This window comes from Streptomyces sp. NPDC031426, from assembly GCF_055581585.1.
Genome location: NZ_JBVIJE010000037.1, coordinates 36249 through 48683 on the forward strand (window position 1 = coordinate 36249; position 12435 = coordinate 48683).

Consider the following 12435-nt stretch of genomic DNA (forward strand, 5'->3'; position numbering starts at 1 on the left):
AGCTCCTGGAGTTCTGGTGGCTATCGGCTCCGTCCAGCGTAAGTGAGGCTCAGGCGCCGTTCCTCGGGGCCCACATGATCACGGCCATCCCGGCGAGACAGATCAGCGCGCCCACGATGTCGTAGCGGTCGGGGCGGTAGCCGTCCGCGATCGCGCCCCACAGAAGTGAGCCGGCGACGAAGATGCCGCCGTACGCGGCCAGGATGCGGCCGAAGTGGGCGTCCGGCTGGAAGGTGGCGACGAATCCGTACGCGCCGAGGGCCAGGACCCCGCCGGTCATCCACAGCCAGCCCCGGTGCTCGCGCACGCCCTGCCAGATCAGCCAGGCGCCGCCGATCTCGAAGACGGCGGCGACGACGAACAGGGCGGCGGAGCGGAGGATCGACATGGTCAGCAGCTTGGCATGCGGGCCGCGGGGGCCCCGGCGCGGCCTGTCACCTGATGGACGGCGCCTGCCCCGTTGTCCGCGTGGCATACATCCCTACGCCAGTCGGATCGGATGCGTGGAGTGGTGAGCGGCGTGCGGATGTGGACCTGGGGTGCGGCGGGGGCCTTGGCCGGTGTGGTGCTGGGGGCGGGGGGTGCCGTGGCCGCTCCGGCGCCCGTGCCCGCGGCCGGTCTGGCGTTCCACGGGAGCGCGGTGATGGACGGGGACCGGGTGGAGGTGAAGCTGACCCCGCGCAACGGCGGGCCCGCCGCCGTGCCGGACGCGACCGTGCGGCTGCGCTGGTCGGTGGCGCTGGCCGAGGAACAGCGGTTGCCCGCGCGGTGCGTCCGGGAGGACGACCGGACGGTGCTGTGCGGCACGGGCGCGCTGGCCGCGAACGGGGTGGGGGAGCAGCTGGATGTGCCGGTGCGGCTGAAGGAGAAGCCGTCGGAGGTCACGCTGGACATCGACACGGTGTGGGCCGGTGGCGCGACGGACGAGGGCCGCACGAACGACCAGGCGAAGGTGCTGGTGCTGGACACCGGGGACGCGTACGCCTTCTGAGGCCCGCCGATCGGGGGCTCAGGCGGGGTTCTGCGCGTCGTAGCGCTCGCGGGCCGCTCGTACCTCCTCGAAGTGGGTCTCGGCCCAGTCCTTCACGGCGGTCAGCAGGGCGGCGAGGCTGCCGCCGAGCGGGGTGAGTTCGTAGTCGACGCGGACGGGGACGGACGGGGTGACCGTGCGGCTGATGATGCCGTCCCGTTCGAGAGTGCGCAGGGTCTGGGTGAGCATCTTGGGGCTGACGCCGGCGATCTTGCGGCCGAGGTCGCTGTAGCGCATGGGACCGGTGGCCAGGGCGGCGACGACGAGGCTGACCCACTTGTCGCTGAGCCGGCCGAGGAGCTGGTTGGTGGGGCATTCGCGCAGGAAGGCGTCGTAGTCGGCGCGGGCCTGCTCGCGGCGCTGGGCGGCGGTCATGGTCGCCATGGGCTCTTCCCTTCGGGTCAGCTACGCACTGCTGGTGCGGCTGGTGGACGAGGGGGTGCTGACCCTGCGGGTGGCCGAGACGTACGCCCTGGGGGAGGCGGCCAAGGCGCATGCGCGGCTCGCGGAGGGCGGGGTGCGCGGGCGGCTGGTGCTCGTGCCCTGAGCTCTGAGGTGGCGGACTCGCGGGGTGACCGGAATAACCCGGCAGGGGTGGCGGTTCAGCGGATATAGTTGAACCGTAAACAACCTGGAGGGTGAGCGACCATGCAGTTCGGGATCTTCACGGTCGGCGATGTCACGCCGGACCCCACCACGGGGCGTACGCCGACCGAGGCGGAGCGGATCAAGGCCATGGTCGCCATCGCGCTCAAGGCCGAGGAGGTCGGCCTGGACGTCTTCGCCACCGGTGAGCACCACAACCCGCCGTTCGTGCCGTCGTCCCCGACGACGATGCTCGGCTATGTGGCGGCGCAGACGGAGAAGCTGATCCTGTCCACGTCCACCACCCTGATCACCACCAACGACCCGGTGAAGATCGCGGAGGACTTCGCGATGCTCCAGCACCTGGCCGACGGGCGCGTGGACCTGATGATGGGCCGCGGCAACACCGGGCCGGTCTACCCCTGGTTCGGCCAGGACATCCGCCAGGGCATCAACCTCGCCATCGAGAACTACGCCCTGCTGCGCCGGCTCTGGCGCGAGGACGTCGTGGACTGGGAGGGCAAGTTCCGCACCCCGCTGCAGGGCTTCACCTCCACCCCGCGCCCGCTGGACGGCGTACCGCCCTTCGTCTGGCACGGCTCCATCCGCTCCCCGGAGATCGCCGAGCAGGCGGCCTACTACGGAGACGGCTTCTTCCACAACAACATCTTCTGGCCCGCCGACCACACCAAGCGGATGGTCGAGCTGTACCGGACCCGGTACGCGCACTACGGGCACGGCACCCCCGAGCAGGCGATCGTCGGCCTCGGCGGCCAGGTCTTCATGCGGAGGAACTCGCAGGACGCGGTACGCGAGTTCCGGCCGTACTTCGACAACGCGCCGGTCTACGGCCACGGGCCCTCCCTGGAGGACTTCACCGACCAGACCCCGCTCACCGTCGGCACCCCGGAACAGGTCATCGAGAAGACCCTGTCCTTCCGTGACTACGCCGGTGACTACCAGCGCCAGCTGTTCCTGGTGGACCACGCCGGGCTGCCGCTGAAGACCGTGCTGGAGCAGATCGACATGCTCGGCGAGGAGGTCGTGCCCGTGCTGCGCAAGGAGTTCGCGAACGGCCGGCCCGCGGACGTGCCGGAGGCGCCGACCCACCGGTCCCTGCTGGCCGCGAAGGAGGCGAGCGCCGTATGAAGCTGGTGATCGTGTCCGCGGGACTGAGCGTCCCCTCCTCCACCCGGCTGCTGGGCGACCGGCTGGCCGCCGCGGTGGCGCGGCGGGCGGAGGCGGACGTGGAGGTGATCGAGCTGCGGGACCTCGCCGTCGAGATCGCGCACAACTTCACCAACGGGTTCGCCGGGAAGGCGCTCGCCGCCGCGCAGGACGCGGTGGCGAGCGCCGACGGGCTGATCGTCGTCACACCGGTGTTCTCGGCGTCGTACAGCGGGTTGTTCAAGTCGTTCTTCGACGTGCTGGACAAGGACGCCCTGGTGGGCAAGCCGGTGCTGCTCGCGGCCACCGGCGGCACGGCCCGGCACTCGCTGGTGCTGGAACACGCCCTGCGGCCGCTGTTCGCCTACCTGCGGGCCGTGATCGTCCCCACGGCGGTGTACGCGGCGTCGGAGGACTGGGGCGAGGAAGGGCTCGCCGGGCGGATCGAGCGGGCGGCGGGGGAGCTGGCCGCACTGATGTCGGGGCTGCGGGCGGGCGGAGCCGGGCAGCAGGCCGAGCCGCAGGTCGTGCCGTTCGAGGAACAGCTCGCCCGGCTCGGCGCCTAGTCCGGGCGCTCAGGCAAGGTGAAAAGACGGTAGGGCGGCGGGCCGGGTTGCCCGTCTGACGGTGAGAGAGGGGTAAAAAGGGTGATCGTAGGTCCGCTCGCCTCGACCGAACCGCTGCGGGCCTTGGCAAACTGGGTGCGTGCCCCAGACTGTGCTGCTCGCTGAAGACGACCGTGCCATCCGTCATGCCCTGGAGCGTGCCCTGACCCTGGAAGGGTACGAGGTGACGGCGGTGGCCGACGGCGTCGAGGCGCTGGCACAGGCCCACAAGACGCCGCCGGACGTCCTCCTGCTCGACGTGATGATGCCCGGCATCGACGGCCTCCAGGTCTGCCGGGTGCTGCGCGCCGAGGGCGACCGCACCCCGATCCTCATGCTCACCGCCCTCGTGGAGACCGCCGACCGGATCGCGGGCCTGGACGCCGGCGCCGACGACTACGTCGTCAAGCCGTTCGACGTCGAGGAGGTCTTCGCGCGGCTGCGCGCCCTGCTCCGCCGCACCAGCCCGGTGCCCGCCGGCAGCGGCGCCACCGGCGGCGACAACGGCGGCCGGGACGTCCAGATCTCCGACCGGCAGGTCGAGGCCGCCGGCATCCGCATGGACCTGCAGGCCCGCCGGGCCTGGCGCGGCCAGCGCGAGCTGGAGCTGACCCGAACCGAGTTCGAGCTGCTGGAACTGCTCGTGCGCAACGCGGGCATCGTGCTCGACCACTCCACGATCTACGACCGCATCTGGGGCTACGACTTCGGGCCCGGCTCGAAGAACCTCGCCGTCTACGTCGGCTACCTGCGCCGCAAGCTCGACGAGCCCGGCGCCCCGCAGCTCATCCACACCGTGCGGGGCGTGGGTTACGTGCTCCGGGAGGACTAGGTGGGCCGCCTGCGGCGGCTGCTGGCCCCCGGCCGGCCCAAGCTGGTCTCCCTGCGCACCACCTTCGCCGTCTCCTTCGCGGCCGTCACCGCCGCCGTCACGATCCTCGTCGGCATCCTGTCGTACGGCAGCGCCGCACGGCTCGTCCGGGTCGACCAGCAGTCGGTGTTCACACAGGTCGTGCAGGACGTGCGGGGCGAGGTGCGGCAGCACGAGATGGTCCCCGAGGACTTCTCCTCCTCCCGCCCCGGGCACGACCTGGTCCGGCCCGCCCGCACCGATGTGCAGGTGCTGGGCGCGCAGGGGCAGATCGTGGACCACGGCAACCCGAGCCTGCCCGTCACCTCCCGCGACAAGGCCATGGCGCTCGCGACGACGGCCGGGAAGGTGGTCCAGCACAAGGACGTGCCGGTGGACTCGGACGTGTACCGCATCGCCACCGTCTCGCTCGGCGACGGGCGGGGCGCGGTCCAGGTCGCGCAGGAGTTCAGCGACACCGAGGATCTGCTGCGGACGCTGCAGCAGCGGACGCTGATCCTGATGTCGGCGGTCGTGGTGGCGGCCGGACTGTTCGGCTGGTGGCTGGCCCGCCGGATCACCCGGCGCCTGGTGATCCTCACCTCCGCCGCGGAGGACGTGGCCCGCACCCGCCGGCTGGGCATCGAGGTGCCGGTGGCGGGGCTGGACGAGGTCGGGCGCCTCGGCCGCGCCTTCGACCGGATGCTGGGCCGGCTCGCGCAGTCAGAGGAGGACCAGCGACGGCTGGTGCAGGACGCGGGGCACGAGCTGCGTACGCCGCTGACGTCCCTGCGCACCAACATCTCTCTCCTGCGCCGCATCGACGAACTGCCCCCCGCCACCCGGGAGGAACTGGTCGCCGACCTCAGCCAGGAGGCGCGGGAGCTGACCGACCTGGTCAACGAGCTGGTCGACCTCGCGGCGGGGCAGTCCGACACCGAGCCGCCGCAGCGGGTGGACCTCGCCGACATCGCCGAGGACGTCGTGGGGCTCGCCAGACGCCGTACCGGGCGCGAGATCCTGCTGCGCACCAGCGGTGACACGATCACCGACGGGCGGCCCGGGATGCTGCAGCGGGCCATGTCGAACCTGGTGGAGAACGCGGCCAAGTTCGACCGATACGGCAAGGGGCCCATCGAGGTCAACATCACCGGGCCCGCGCGGACGGGGACCGTGCGGGTGGAGGTGCTGGACCGGGGGCCGGGTATCGCCGAGGGCGACCTGATCAGGATCTTCGACCGCTTCTACCGCGCCGCCGACGCGCGCTCCCTGCCGGGGTCGGGGCTGGGTCTGTCCATCGTCCGCGAGGTCGCCATGGCCCATGGTGGAGCACCGTTCGCCTTCCGGCGGGAGGGCGGCGGAGCGGTGATCGGTTTCACGGTCGGCGGCTGAGCACCGGGGCGGCTGAGCAGGCGTACCGGCCGGCCCGGCCCCCGTACTCCCTCTCCGTCGGCACCCTGCCGGCCGGTAGTGGGCCAGCAGCGTGCCGGATCGGCGTCGTACGACGGTGACCTGCGGTGGGCGTGCGGCTCAGGATTGCCGGCCGCCCATCCCCGGCAGTTCGAGGAAGCCCTCCGCCCGGGCGCTCGCCAGACCGATCCTCGGGATGTCGCTGCTCTTGGCGAAGAGCAGGAAGCGCGGCTCCCACACCGGGCGGTACTTGGCGTTGGCGCGGTAGAGGGACTCGATCTGCCACCAACGTGAGAAGAAGGTGAGGGTTGAGCGCCACAGGCGCAGGACGGGGCCCGCGCCCAGGCGGGCGCCGCGTTCGAAGACCGAGCGGAACATCGCGAAGTTCAGCGACACCCGCTGGATGCCCAGCTCCTTCGCGCGCAGCAGCAGCTCCACGACCATGTACTCCATCAGGCCGTTCTCGCAGTCGCGGTCGCGGCGCATCAGGTCCAGGGACAGGCCGTGCTCGCCCCAGGGGACGAAGCTGAGCAGGGCGCGCGGCTCGTCGTTCGCGTCGCGGCACTCCAGCATCACGCAGCGGCCGTCCCCCGGGTCGCCGAGGCGGCCGAGGGCCATGGAGAAGCCGCGTTCGGTGGCGCCGTCGCGCCAGTGGTCGGCGCGCTCGATGAGCAGGGCCATCTCGTCGGCGGGGATGTCCTCGTGGCGGCGGATGCGCACGGTGTAGCCGGCCCGCTTGACCCGGTTGTGGGCCTGGCGGACCACGCGCATGGCGCGGCCCTCCAGGGTGAAGTCGGCGATGTCGACGATCGCCTCGTCGCCGAGTTCGAGGGCGTCCAGTCCGTGCCGGGCGTAGATCGTGCCGGCCTCCTCGCTCGCGCCCATGACGGCCGGGGTCCAGGCGTGCCGGCGGGCCTCGGCGAGCCAGGCGTCGATGGCGCCGGGCCAGGCCTCGGGGTCGCCGATCGGGTCGCCGGAGGCGAGGGAGACGGCGCCGACGACGCGGTAGGTGATGGCGGCCTTGCCGGTGGGGGAGAAGATGGCGGCCTTGTCGCGGCGCAGCGCGAAGTAGCCGAGGGAGTCGCGTGCGCCGTGCTTGTCGAGCAGGGCCCGCAGCCGGGTCTCGTCCTCCTCGGTGAGCCGTCGGCGACCGCGCGGGGAGCGGAAGCAGGCGTACAGGACCAGGAGGAAGGCCGCGGCGAGCAGGACGTTGATGATGATGTCGGCCCAGCGGGGCGCGTGCACGGAGTCGACCCGGTCGGCGAGCGGGCCGACGCTGATGCCGCGCAGCAGGGTGTAGGCGAGTTCTTCGCCCCAGGGGGCGCGGGGCAGCTTGTTGGTGGCGTGCACGAGCAGCGTGCCGAGCCCGCCGGTCACCAGGATGCCGCCGGCGCCCACGGCCAGCGCGAGCTTCGGGTTGGAGGGGTCGCCGATGGCGTTGAACTCACGGCGGCCGATCAGCAGCGCTGCCACGAAGAGGCCGGTGAGGGCGGTGGAGACCCAGTTGAAGGCGTGGTCGCGGAAGGGGTGCTGGGTGAGCGCGAGGACATAGAGCACGAACAGGGGACCCGCGAACAGCAGGTTGACCACCCAGGCGGCGCGCTTGCCGCGTCGCATCACCAGCGCCAGGAAGATCGCCGCCGCGGCCGAGGCCAGGCCGGCGGTGGCCAGGTACGGGGTGAAGAACTGGCCGGCGTGGTGTGTGTGCGCGTGCACGTGGCGGGCGGTGAAGAGCTTGCCGTCGTTGTGTTCCTGCACCTCTTTGCGGAACGGCAGCGACATGACCGCGATGATGTTGAAGACGGCTATCAGCCGCAGGTACCAGACGGTGGCCGAGGCCGCCCGGGCGCGCAGGCGGGGGCCGGGCACGGGCAGCCGCGGCGCACGGCGCGTGCCGCGCTGTGCGGGGACCTGTGGGGTGGGCATGGTCTGCTGCTGAGCGGGCATGGTGACTGGTCACCTTGGGGGGGAGGGGGACGGGGAGACCCCGGTCGGGGCCACCCTGACCCTACAGCCTGTAGGGTAGCCCGGTTGGGGCGGTGTTCGCAGAGGAGCGTACCTACAATCGCTCTTACCCGGACCTTCCCGTGCGGTGCCTCTTACCCGGACCTTCCCCCGCCGCGCCGGGCCGCCGCCAGATGCCAGGCCAGGTTTCCCACCGCCGCGCCGGCCGCGACCGCGGCGACGATCACCCCGCCGGTCGCGAGCCCGTCACTGAACAGATGCGGCCGCCGGTCGAGGCTGTGCAGCCCGAACCCGCACAGCTCGTACACGCCGACGGCGGCGACGAGAAGGCTGACGACCAGCAAGGTCAGCGTCGGTGCCAGACTGCGCGCACAGACCTGCCCGCCGGCCTCCGTTTCCGTGTCCTGCATGAATCCCCCGATGAACAGACGAATGGACAGCCCTGCGACCGCCGGCGGTTGGGAACCTACAATACGTAGGGTCCGCCGGGGTCGGCGCCGCTGACGTCCGGACAACGCCGCGCGGTGTGTCGGCTGTCACTCCCCGGCCGGTGCGCCGGGTGTGTTCGGGGGATCTGGTGAGCGGGCGGATCAGCCGAAGCGGCCCGCCACATAGTCCGCCGTGCGTGCGTCCGCCGGGGAGCCGAACATCTGCTCCGTGGGGCCGTGCGCGACGATCCCGCCGGGCGTGCCCTGCTCGGCGAGGAATAAGGCGCACTGGTCGGAGACGCGGGCGGCCTGCTGCATGTTGTGGGTGACGATCACGATAGGTGTGTGCACGCACCACGCTTCTGGTGCGCTCAGTCGCCCTGGGGCCGTGCCGTGCGGCGGGCGTAGGCGCGGGCCGCCCGGGCGCGGTCTCCGCAGCGGGTGGAGCACCAGTGGCGGCGGCCGTGGCGCAGCAGGTACCGGTTGCAGGGGGCGGAGCCGCAGGCAGTGAGGCGGTCGGCATCGGGGCCGGTGAGCAGGTCGGCGGCGTCGGCGGCGAGGGCGGCCAGCGCGTGTTCGACGATCTGGGTGGTGGGGTGGGCCGTCGAGCGGTAGAGGCCGCGCTCGGGCGACCAGTGCAGCAGCAGGGCGGCCGGGACGAGGGTGAGGGCCTCGTTGACGGCGGCGAGGGCGTCGGCGGGGGCGGGGCGGCCCTCGACGCGGGACGCGAGCAGGGGGCGGATCCGGTCACGCAGTGAGCGCAGCCGGCTCGCGCAGGTCTCGCGCAGGTCTGCGTCGGCCGGCGCGAGCCCGCGCTCCACCAGCCAGCGCTGGGCGGCGGCGGGTGTGTCGAGCAGGTCGACCCGCTGTCCGCCGGGCTGGACGACCAGGCTGTTGGCCAGGTCGAGAGCGGGATGCCGGGCGGCGCCGGGCGCGGGCGGCAGGGCGGCCCGCTCGGCGCTCTCCTCCGTGTCGGCGGGGGTCACTGGGCGCACGGGGTTCACGGTTCTCATGGTACGGGTTGCTGTCATCCATGAGAAAGGAGTAGCGTCCCTCACGGATGTCAGTTCTTCTATCCGTGAGGTGAACCGCCATGGCCGCCCCTTCCGCCGATTCCGGCGAGCAGATTCCCGTGCGCGTCCTCGGCGGCCCCACCGTCCTCATCGAGTACGGCGGACTCCGCCTCCTCACCGACCCCACCTTCGACGACCCCGGCGACTACCCGTCCCCCAGCGGCCGCATCCTGACCAAGACCGCCCCGCCCCGCACGAGCGCCGCCGAACTCGGCCCGGTGGACGTCGTCCTGCTCTCGCACGACCAGCACGCCGACAACCTCGACCACTCCGGCCGCGCCCTGCTGGCCGCCACCCCGCGCACCCTCACCACGCCGGCAGCGGCCGCGCGGCTCGGCGGCACCACCGAACCGCTCATGCCCTGGCAGTCCGTCGACCTGCCCCGCCCCGACGGCGGCACGGTCACCGTCACCGCCGCCCCGGCCCTGCACGGCCCCAAGGGCTCCGAGCCGCTCGTCGGCGAGGTCACCGGCTTCCTGCTGACCTCCGCCGACCTGCCCAGCGTCTACGTCAGCGGCGACAACGCATCCCTGGAACTGGTCCAGGAGATCGCCGACCGGTACGCCCCCGTCGACACCGCCGTCCTTTTCGCCGGCGCACCCCGGATGCCCGTCCTCGACGACGCCCTCCTCGTCCTAGACGGCAAGGGGACGGCCGCCGCCGCCCGGCTGCTCGCCGCCCGCCGGGTGGTCCCGGCCCACTGCGACAGCTGGGCCCACTTCACCGAGACCCGCGAGGACGTGGTGGAGGCGTTCGAGGAGGCGGGCCTGGCGGACCGGCTCCAGCTGGATTGAACCGGGAGCGTCCCTCAGGGCTCCAGGCCGCGCAGCAGCACGGCGAGGCCGCCGAAGAACTCCCGCTCGGGGTCCACGCCTTGGGCATGCCGCGCGGTGGCGGACATGAGTGGGAACTTCTCGGGATCCAGCGCGGAGATGGCCACCGTGCCCGCGCCCGACAGGGAGCCGAGCTGCGCCAGCTGCAGGGCGCCGTTGACGTAGGCGACCAGGCTGCGCAGGGCCACGACCCGGCGCTCGCCCGCGAAGCCCGCGTCCGTGAGGATGCCGAGCACCGTCTCCGACCAGCGCAGCACGGCGCGGGAGTGGTGCCGGTGGGCGACCGACAGCGGGATCGCCGACGGATGCGTGCGCAGCGTGTCCCGCAGTCGCCGCACCATCACCTCGACGCGCTCGCGCCACGGCAGGTCCGCCGACGGGGCCCCGGTGTCGACCGCCCCGAGCGCGAACTCCACGACGAGCCGCTCGAGTTCCTCGCGGTCGGCCACGTACCGGTAGAGGGCCATCGTGCTCATGCCGAGTTCCTTGGCGACCGTACGCATGGACAGCCCGGCCAGTCCGTCGCGGTCGAGGACCGCGAGCGCGGCCGAGGCCAGTCGGTCAGGGGTGAGGGAGCGGGGTCGGGGCATGGTGCTTGACAGCGTACGGCATACGCTTACGCTCGTAGGTGTACGCCATACGCCTACGCGTCCGTGCCGTGCCCACGAGGGAGGCAGTTGCCCATGTCGCCGTCCACGCCCCGGCGGCCGCTGGGCCCCGGCTCCCGGCTCGGCCCCCGCGACCTCACCCCGGTCTTCGGCCCGCCGCTCCCCGTGCCCGACCCGGCTCGCCTGGTCCACCTCCAGTTCCGCCGCTTCGCGGGCTGCCCCGTCTGCAATCTGCACCTGCGGTCCTTCGCACGGCGGCACGCGGAGATCGAGGCGGCCGGCATCAGGGAGGTCGTCGTCTTCCACTCGCCCGCCGAGGAACTGCGGGCCCATACGGCGGACCTGCCCTTCGCCGTCGTCGCCGACCCCGACAAGCGGCTGTACGTCGAGTTCGGCGTGGAGTCGGCGCCCCGGGCGCTGCTGGACCCACGGGTGTGGGGGCCGATCCTGCGGGCGGTGCTGCGCAGTACCTGGACGATCCTGCGCGGCCGCGAGCGGCCCCCGGCGTCCCGCCCGCACGGCGGCCGGCTCGGCCTCCCCGCGGATTTCCTGATCGCCGCGGACGGCGGCGTGCTCGCCGCGAAGTACGGCGAGCACGCGTATGACCAGTGGGGGGTGGGGGAGTTGCTGGAGCTGGCGGACGCGGTACGACGGACCGGCGCCGCGCGGACCTGACCGGCACCCTTCGCTGCGGCGCCCCGAAGGAGGCGGCCCTGCGGTCGGCCAACTGTTCAGCCACAGCGGTGAGTTCCCGCACTGTGAGCCCGTCACCCGGTCCGCACCTGTACCTCGGGTGTAAGGTTCCACGGCCGAGCCCGGCTCGCCGTCCGACGCGGCCCTGCGTCCGCTGGGCAGCACGGCGACCCGCGGCCCTCAGCCGCACAGCCGGTCGCCGAGGGCACTGCGCAGATAGAGGACCGCGTGCCCGTCCCGCGCCCGGGTGAGCAGACCGGCACGGTGCAGCACACCGAGGTGCCGGCTGACCGCGGCGGGGCTCAGGCCCAGCCGGCGGGCCAGATCGGTCGTGCTCGCGGGTTCGGCGAGCGCGGCCAGCAGACGGGCCCGGGTCCGGCCGAGCAGCTCGGCCAGCGCGGCCGGCGGAGCCGGCGCGGGCGGGTCCCAGACGGTGCCGCGGCCCCGCGCCGGGTAGCCGATCCGGGGCGGGAGCGCGGGGTCGACCAGGGTGATGACGCGGTCGCAGAACAGCGACGGGCTCAGCGTCACCCCGCGGCCGTCCACGGCGAGATCACGCTGCTCGTGGCGCAGCGCGTCCACGGCCAACGTGCCGCCGCGCCAGCGCAGTCCCGGGTCGATCCCGGCGAACAGCGCCGCGGCGCCGCCGTCGGCCAGCCGCCGGGCGCGGTGCAGGACGTCGGCCCGCAGCACGGCGTGCATCCGCGGCCAGTTGGGGGCGATCACCAGCGTCCAGTACGCGTGCAGGGCGTCGGCGATCCGCGCGAGCAGGGCCGCCGGGTCCCCGTGCGGGGGCCGTAGCAGGGGGTGCGGCGCCAAGTCGGCCGATGCGTCGGCCAGTTCGGCCGCCACCCGGTCGGCCGGGGTCGCGCGCAGGGCGGTGAACTCGTCGTCGATGTCGGGGACGGGCGACGCCGGGTGCGGAGTGAGGAAGTCGGGTATCCGCCTGCGCGGGCCGACCAGAGCCTGCAGCAGGGGCCAGTCGAGCTGTCGTAGCAGCGTGGCGGAGCGGCGCAGGAAGGGCTGGTGCTCGGCGTGCCGCACCGGGTTCTGCCACGCCCACAGGCTGAGGACGGTCTCGGTCAGCGGCGAACTCGCGAACCGCACCGAGGCCAGGTCGTCGACATCGAGCCGGAGCAGCAACATTCGCCCTACGGTAAATGTCTCGCCCGGCCGGCGGGCGCCCTG

General features: G+C 72.9%; 14 protein-coding genes and 2 pseudogenes. 8 read left to right on the top strand and 8 right to left on the bottom strand.

Going from position 1 to position 12435, the window contains the following annotated elements; all coding sequences use genetic code 11:
• Positions 1 to 49 precede the first annotated feature (49 nt).
• Positions 50 to 388: a YnfA family protein gene (locus tag ACZ5NH_RS40670; RefSeq protein ID WP_388636674.1), complete on the bottom strand. Its 339-nt coding sequence runs from the start codon at positions 386 to 388 to the stop codon at positions 50 to 52.
• A 123-nt stretch (positions 389 to 511) separates the two neighbouring features.
• On the opposite strand from ACZ5NH_RS40670, the gene ACZ5NH_RS40675 reads away from it, so the two are divergent.
• Complete coding sequence (locus tag ACZ5NH_RS40675; RefSeq protein WP_468782839.1) at positions 512 to 991, top strand: hypothetical protein; 480 nt, start codon at positions 512 to 514, stop codon at positions 989 to 991.
• Between the two features lie 18 nt (positions 992 to 1009).
• Here the strand turns inward: ACZ5NH_RS40675 and ACZ5NH_RS40680 are convergent, their stop codons facing one another.
• Positions 1010 to 1414, bottom strand: a complete 405-nt coding sequence (locus ACZ5NH_RS40680) for a winged helix-turn-helix transcriptional regulator (protein ID WP_450982876.1) — start codon at positions 1412 to 1414, stop codon at positions 1010 to 1012.
• Positions 1415 to 1439: 25 nt separating this feature from the next.
• Here ACZ5NH_RS40680 and ACZ5NH_RS40685 point away from each other — a divergent pair.
• The 5 genes and pseudogenes from ACZ5NH_RS40685 to ACZ5NH_RS40705 form a co-directional block, all read left to right on the top strand.
• Positions 1440 to 1577 (top strand): annotated as a pseudogene (locus ACZ5NH_RS40685) (zinc-binding dehydrogenase); the annotation flags it as partial.
• Between the two features lie 101 nt (positions 1578 to 1678).
• The gene (locus ACZ5NH_RS40690; protein ID WP_468782841.1) at positions 1679 to 2764 is read left to right on the top strand and encodes an LLM class flavin-dependent oxidoreductase; all 1086 of its coding nucleotides are present in this window, start codon (positions 1679 to 1681) and stop codon (positions 2762 to 2764) included.
• Complete coding sequence (locus ACZ5NH_RS40695) at positions 2761 to 3348, top strand: CE1759 family FMN reductase (protein WP_451552299.1); 588 nt, start codon at positions 2761 to 2763, stop codon at positions 3346 to 3348. The genes ACZ5NH_RS40690 and ACZ5NH_RS40695 overlap by 4 nt, the downstream gene beginning before the upstream one ends.
• Before the next feature lie 139 nt (positions 3349 to 3487).
• Complete coding sequence (locus ACZ5NH_RS40700; protein ID WP_388619217.1) at positions 3488 to 4219, top strand: response regulator transcription factor; 732 nt, start codon at positions 3488 to 3490, stop codon at positions 4217 to 4219.
• The gene (locus ACZ5NH_RS40705) at positions 4220 to 5629 is read left to right on the top strand and encodes a sensor histidine kinase (RefSeq protein ID WP_468782844.1); all 1410 of its coding nucleotides are present in this window, start codon (positions 4220 to 4222) and stop codon (positions 5627 to 5629) included.
• A gap of 138 nt (positions 5630 to 5767) precedes the next feature.
• On the opposite strand, the gene ACZ5NH_RS40710 is transcribed toward ACZ5NH_RS40705, so the two are convergent.
• From ACZ5NH_RS40710 to ACZ5NH_RS40725, 4 genes and pseudogenes are all read right to left on the bottom strand, one after another.
• On the bottom strand, positions 5768 to 7594 hold the full coding sequence (locus tag ACZ5NH_RS40710) for a phosphatidylglycerol lysyltransferase domain-containing protein (protein ID WP_451552297.1): 1827 nt from the start codon (positions 7592 to 7594) through the stop codon (positions 5768 to 5770).
• Positions 7595 to 7746: 152 nt separating this feature from the next.
• Positions 7747 to 8022, bottom strand: a complete 276-nt coding sequence (locus tag ACZ5NH_RS40715) for a hypothetical protein (RefSeq protein ID WP_468782846.1) — start codon at positions 8020 to 8022, stop codon at positions 7747 to 7749.
• 180 nt (positions 8023 to 8202) lie between these two features.
• Positions 8203 to 8379, bottom strand: a pseudogene (locus ACZ5NH_RS40720) (phosphate ABC transporter ATP-binding protein); the annotation flags it as partial.
• 32 nt (positions 8380 to 8411) lie between these two features.
• Positions 8412 to 9035 (bottom strand): CGNR zinc finger domain-containing protein, encoded by a 624-nt coding sequence (locus tag ACZ5NH_RS40725; protein WP_468782882.1) that lies wholly within the window; start codon positions 9033 to 9035, stop codon positions 8412 to 8414.
• A gap of 98 nt (positions 9036 to 9133) precedes the next feature.
• Here ACZ5NH_RS40725 and ACZ5NH_RS40730 point away from each other — a divergent pair, with 98 nt between their 5' ends.
• Positions 9134 to 9907: an MBL fold metallo-hydrolase gene (locus ACZ5NH_RS40730; RefSeq protein WP_468782848.1), complete on the top strand. Its 774-nt coding sequence runs from the start codon at positions 9134 to 9136 to the stop codon at positions 9905 to 9907.
• Positions 9908 to 9921: 14 nt separating this feature from the next.
• Here ACZ5NH_RS40730 and ACZ5NH_RS40735 read toward each other — a convergent pair whose 3' ends face one another.
• A complete protein-coding gene (locus ACZ5NH_RS40735) occupies positions 9922 to 10536 on the bottom strand; it encodes a TetR/AcrR family transcriptional regulator (RefSeq protein WP_468782850.1) in 615 nt (204 codons plus the stop codon).
• 93 nt (positions 10537 to 10629) lie between these two features.
• Between ACZ5NH_RS40735 and ACZ5NH_RS40740 the strand changes: the two genes are divergently transcribed.
• A complete protein-coding gene (locus tag ACZ5NH_RS40740) occupies positions 10630 to 11229 on the top strand; it encodes a peroxiredoxin-like family protein (protein WP_468782852.1) in 600 nt (199 codons plus the stop codon).
• 198 nt (positions 11230 to 11427) lie between these two features.
• Here the strand turns inward: ACZ5NH_RS40740 and ACZ5NH_RS40745 are convergent, their stop codons facing one another.
• Positions 11428 to 12393, bottom strand: coding sequence for an ArsR/SmtB family transcription factor (locus tag ACZ5NH_RS40745; RefSeq protein WP_468782854.1), 966 nt, complete (start codon positions 12391 to 12393; stop codon positions 11428 to 11430).
• Between the last annotated feature and the right edge of the window lie 42 nt (positions 12394 to 12435).

Excerpts from the sequence above, each read along its gene's own strand:
- ACZ5NH_RS40730 (WP_468782848.1), top strand. The coding sequence starts at position 9,134 with ATGGCCGCCCCTTCCGCCGATTCCGGCGAGCAGATTCCCGTGCGCGTC.
- ACZ5NH_RS40715 (WP_468782846.1), bottom strand. The coding sequence starts at position 8,022 with ATGCAGGACACGGAAACGGAGGCCGGCGGGCAGGTCTGTGCGCGCAGT.
- ACZ5NH_RS40745 (WP_468782854.1), bottom strand. The coding sequence starts at position 12,393 with ATGTTGCTGCTCCGGCTCGATGTCGACGACCTGGCCTCGGTGCGGTTC.
- ACZ5NH_RS40740 (WP_468782852.1), top strand. The coding sequence starts at position 10,630 with ATGTCGCCGTCCACGCCCCGGCGGCCGCTGGGCCCCGGCTCCCGGCTC.
- ACZ5NH_RS40695 (WP_451552299.1), top strand. The coding sequence starts at position 2,761 with ATGAAGCTGGTGATCGTGTCCGCGGGACTGAGCGTCCCCTCCTCCACC.
- ACZ5NH_RS40680 (WP_450982876.1), bottom strand. The coding sequence starts at position 1,414 with ATGGCGACCATGACCGCCGCCCAGCGCCGCGAGCAGGCCCGCGCCGAC.
- ACZ5NH_RS40710 (WP_451552297.1), bottom strand. The coding sequence starts at position 7,594 with ATGCCCGCTCAGCAGCAGACCATGCCCACCCCACAGGTCCCCGCACAG.
- ACZ5NH_RS40690 (WP_468782841.1), top strand. The coding sequence starts at position 1,679 with ATGCAGTTCGGGATCTTCACGGTCGGCGATGTCACGCCGGACCCCACC.
- ACZ5NH_RS40735 (WP_468782850.1), bottom strand. The coding sequence starts at position 10,536 with ATGCCCCGACCCCGCTCCCTCACCCCTGACCGACTGGCCTCGGCCGCG.
- ACZ5NH_RS40670 (WP_388636674.1), bottom strand. The coding sequence starts at position 388 with ATGTCGATCCTCCGCTCCGCCGCCCTGTTCGTCGTCGCCGCCGTCTTC.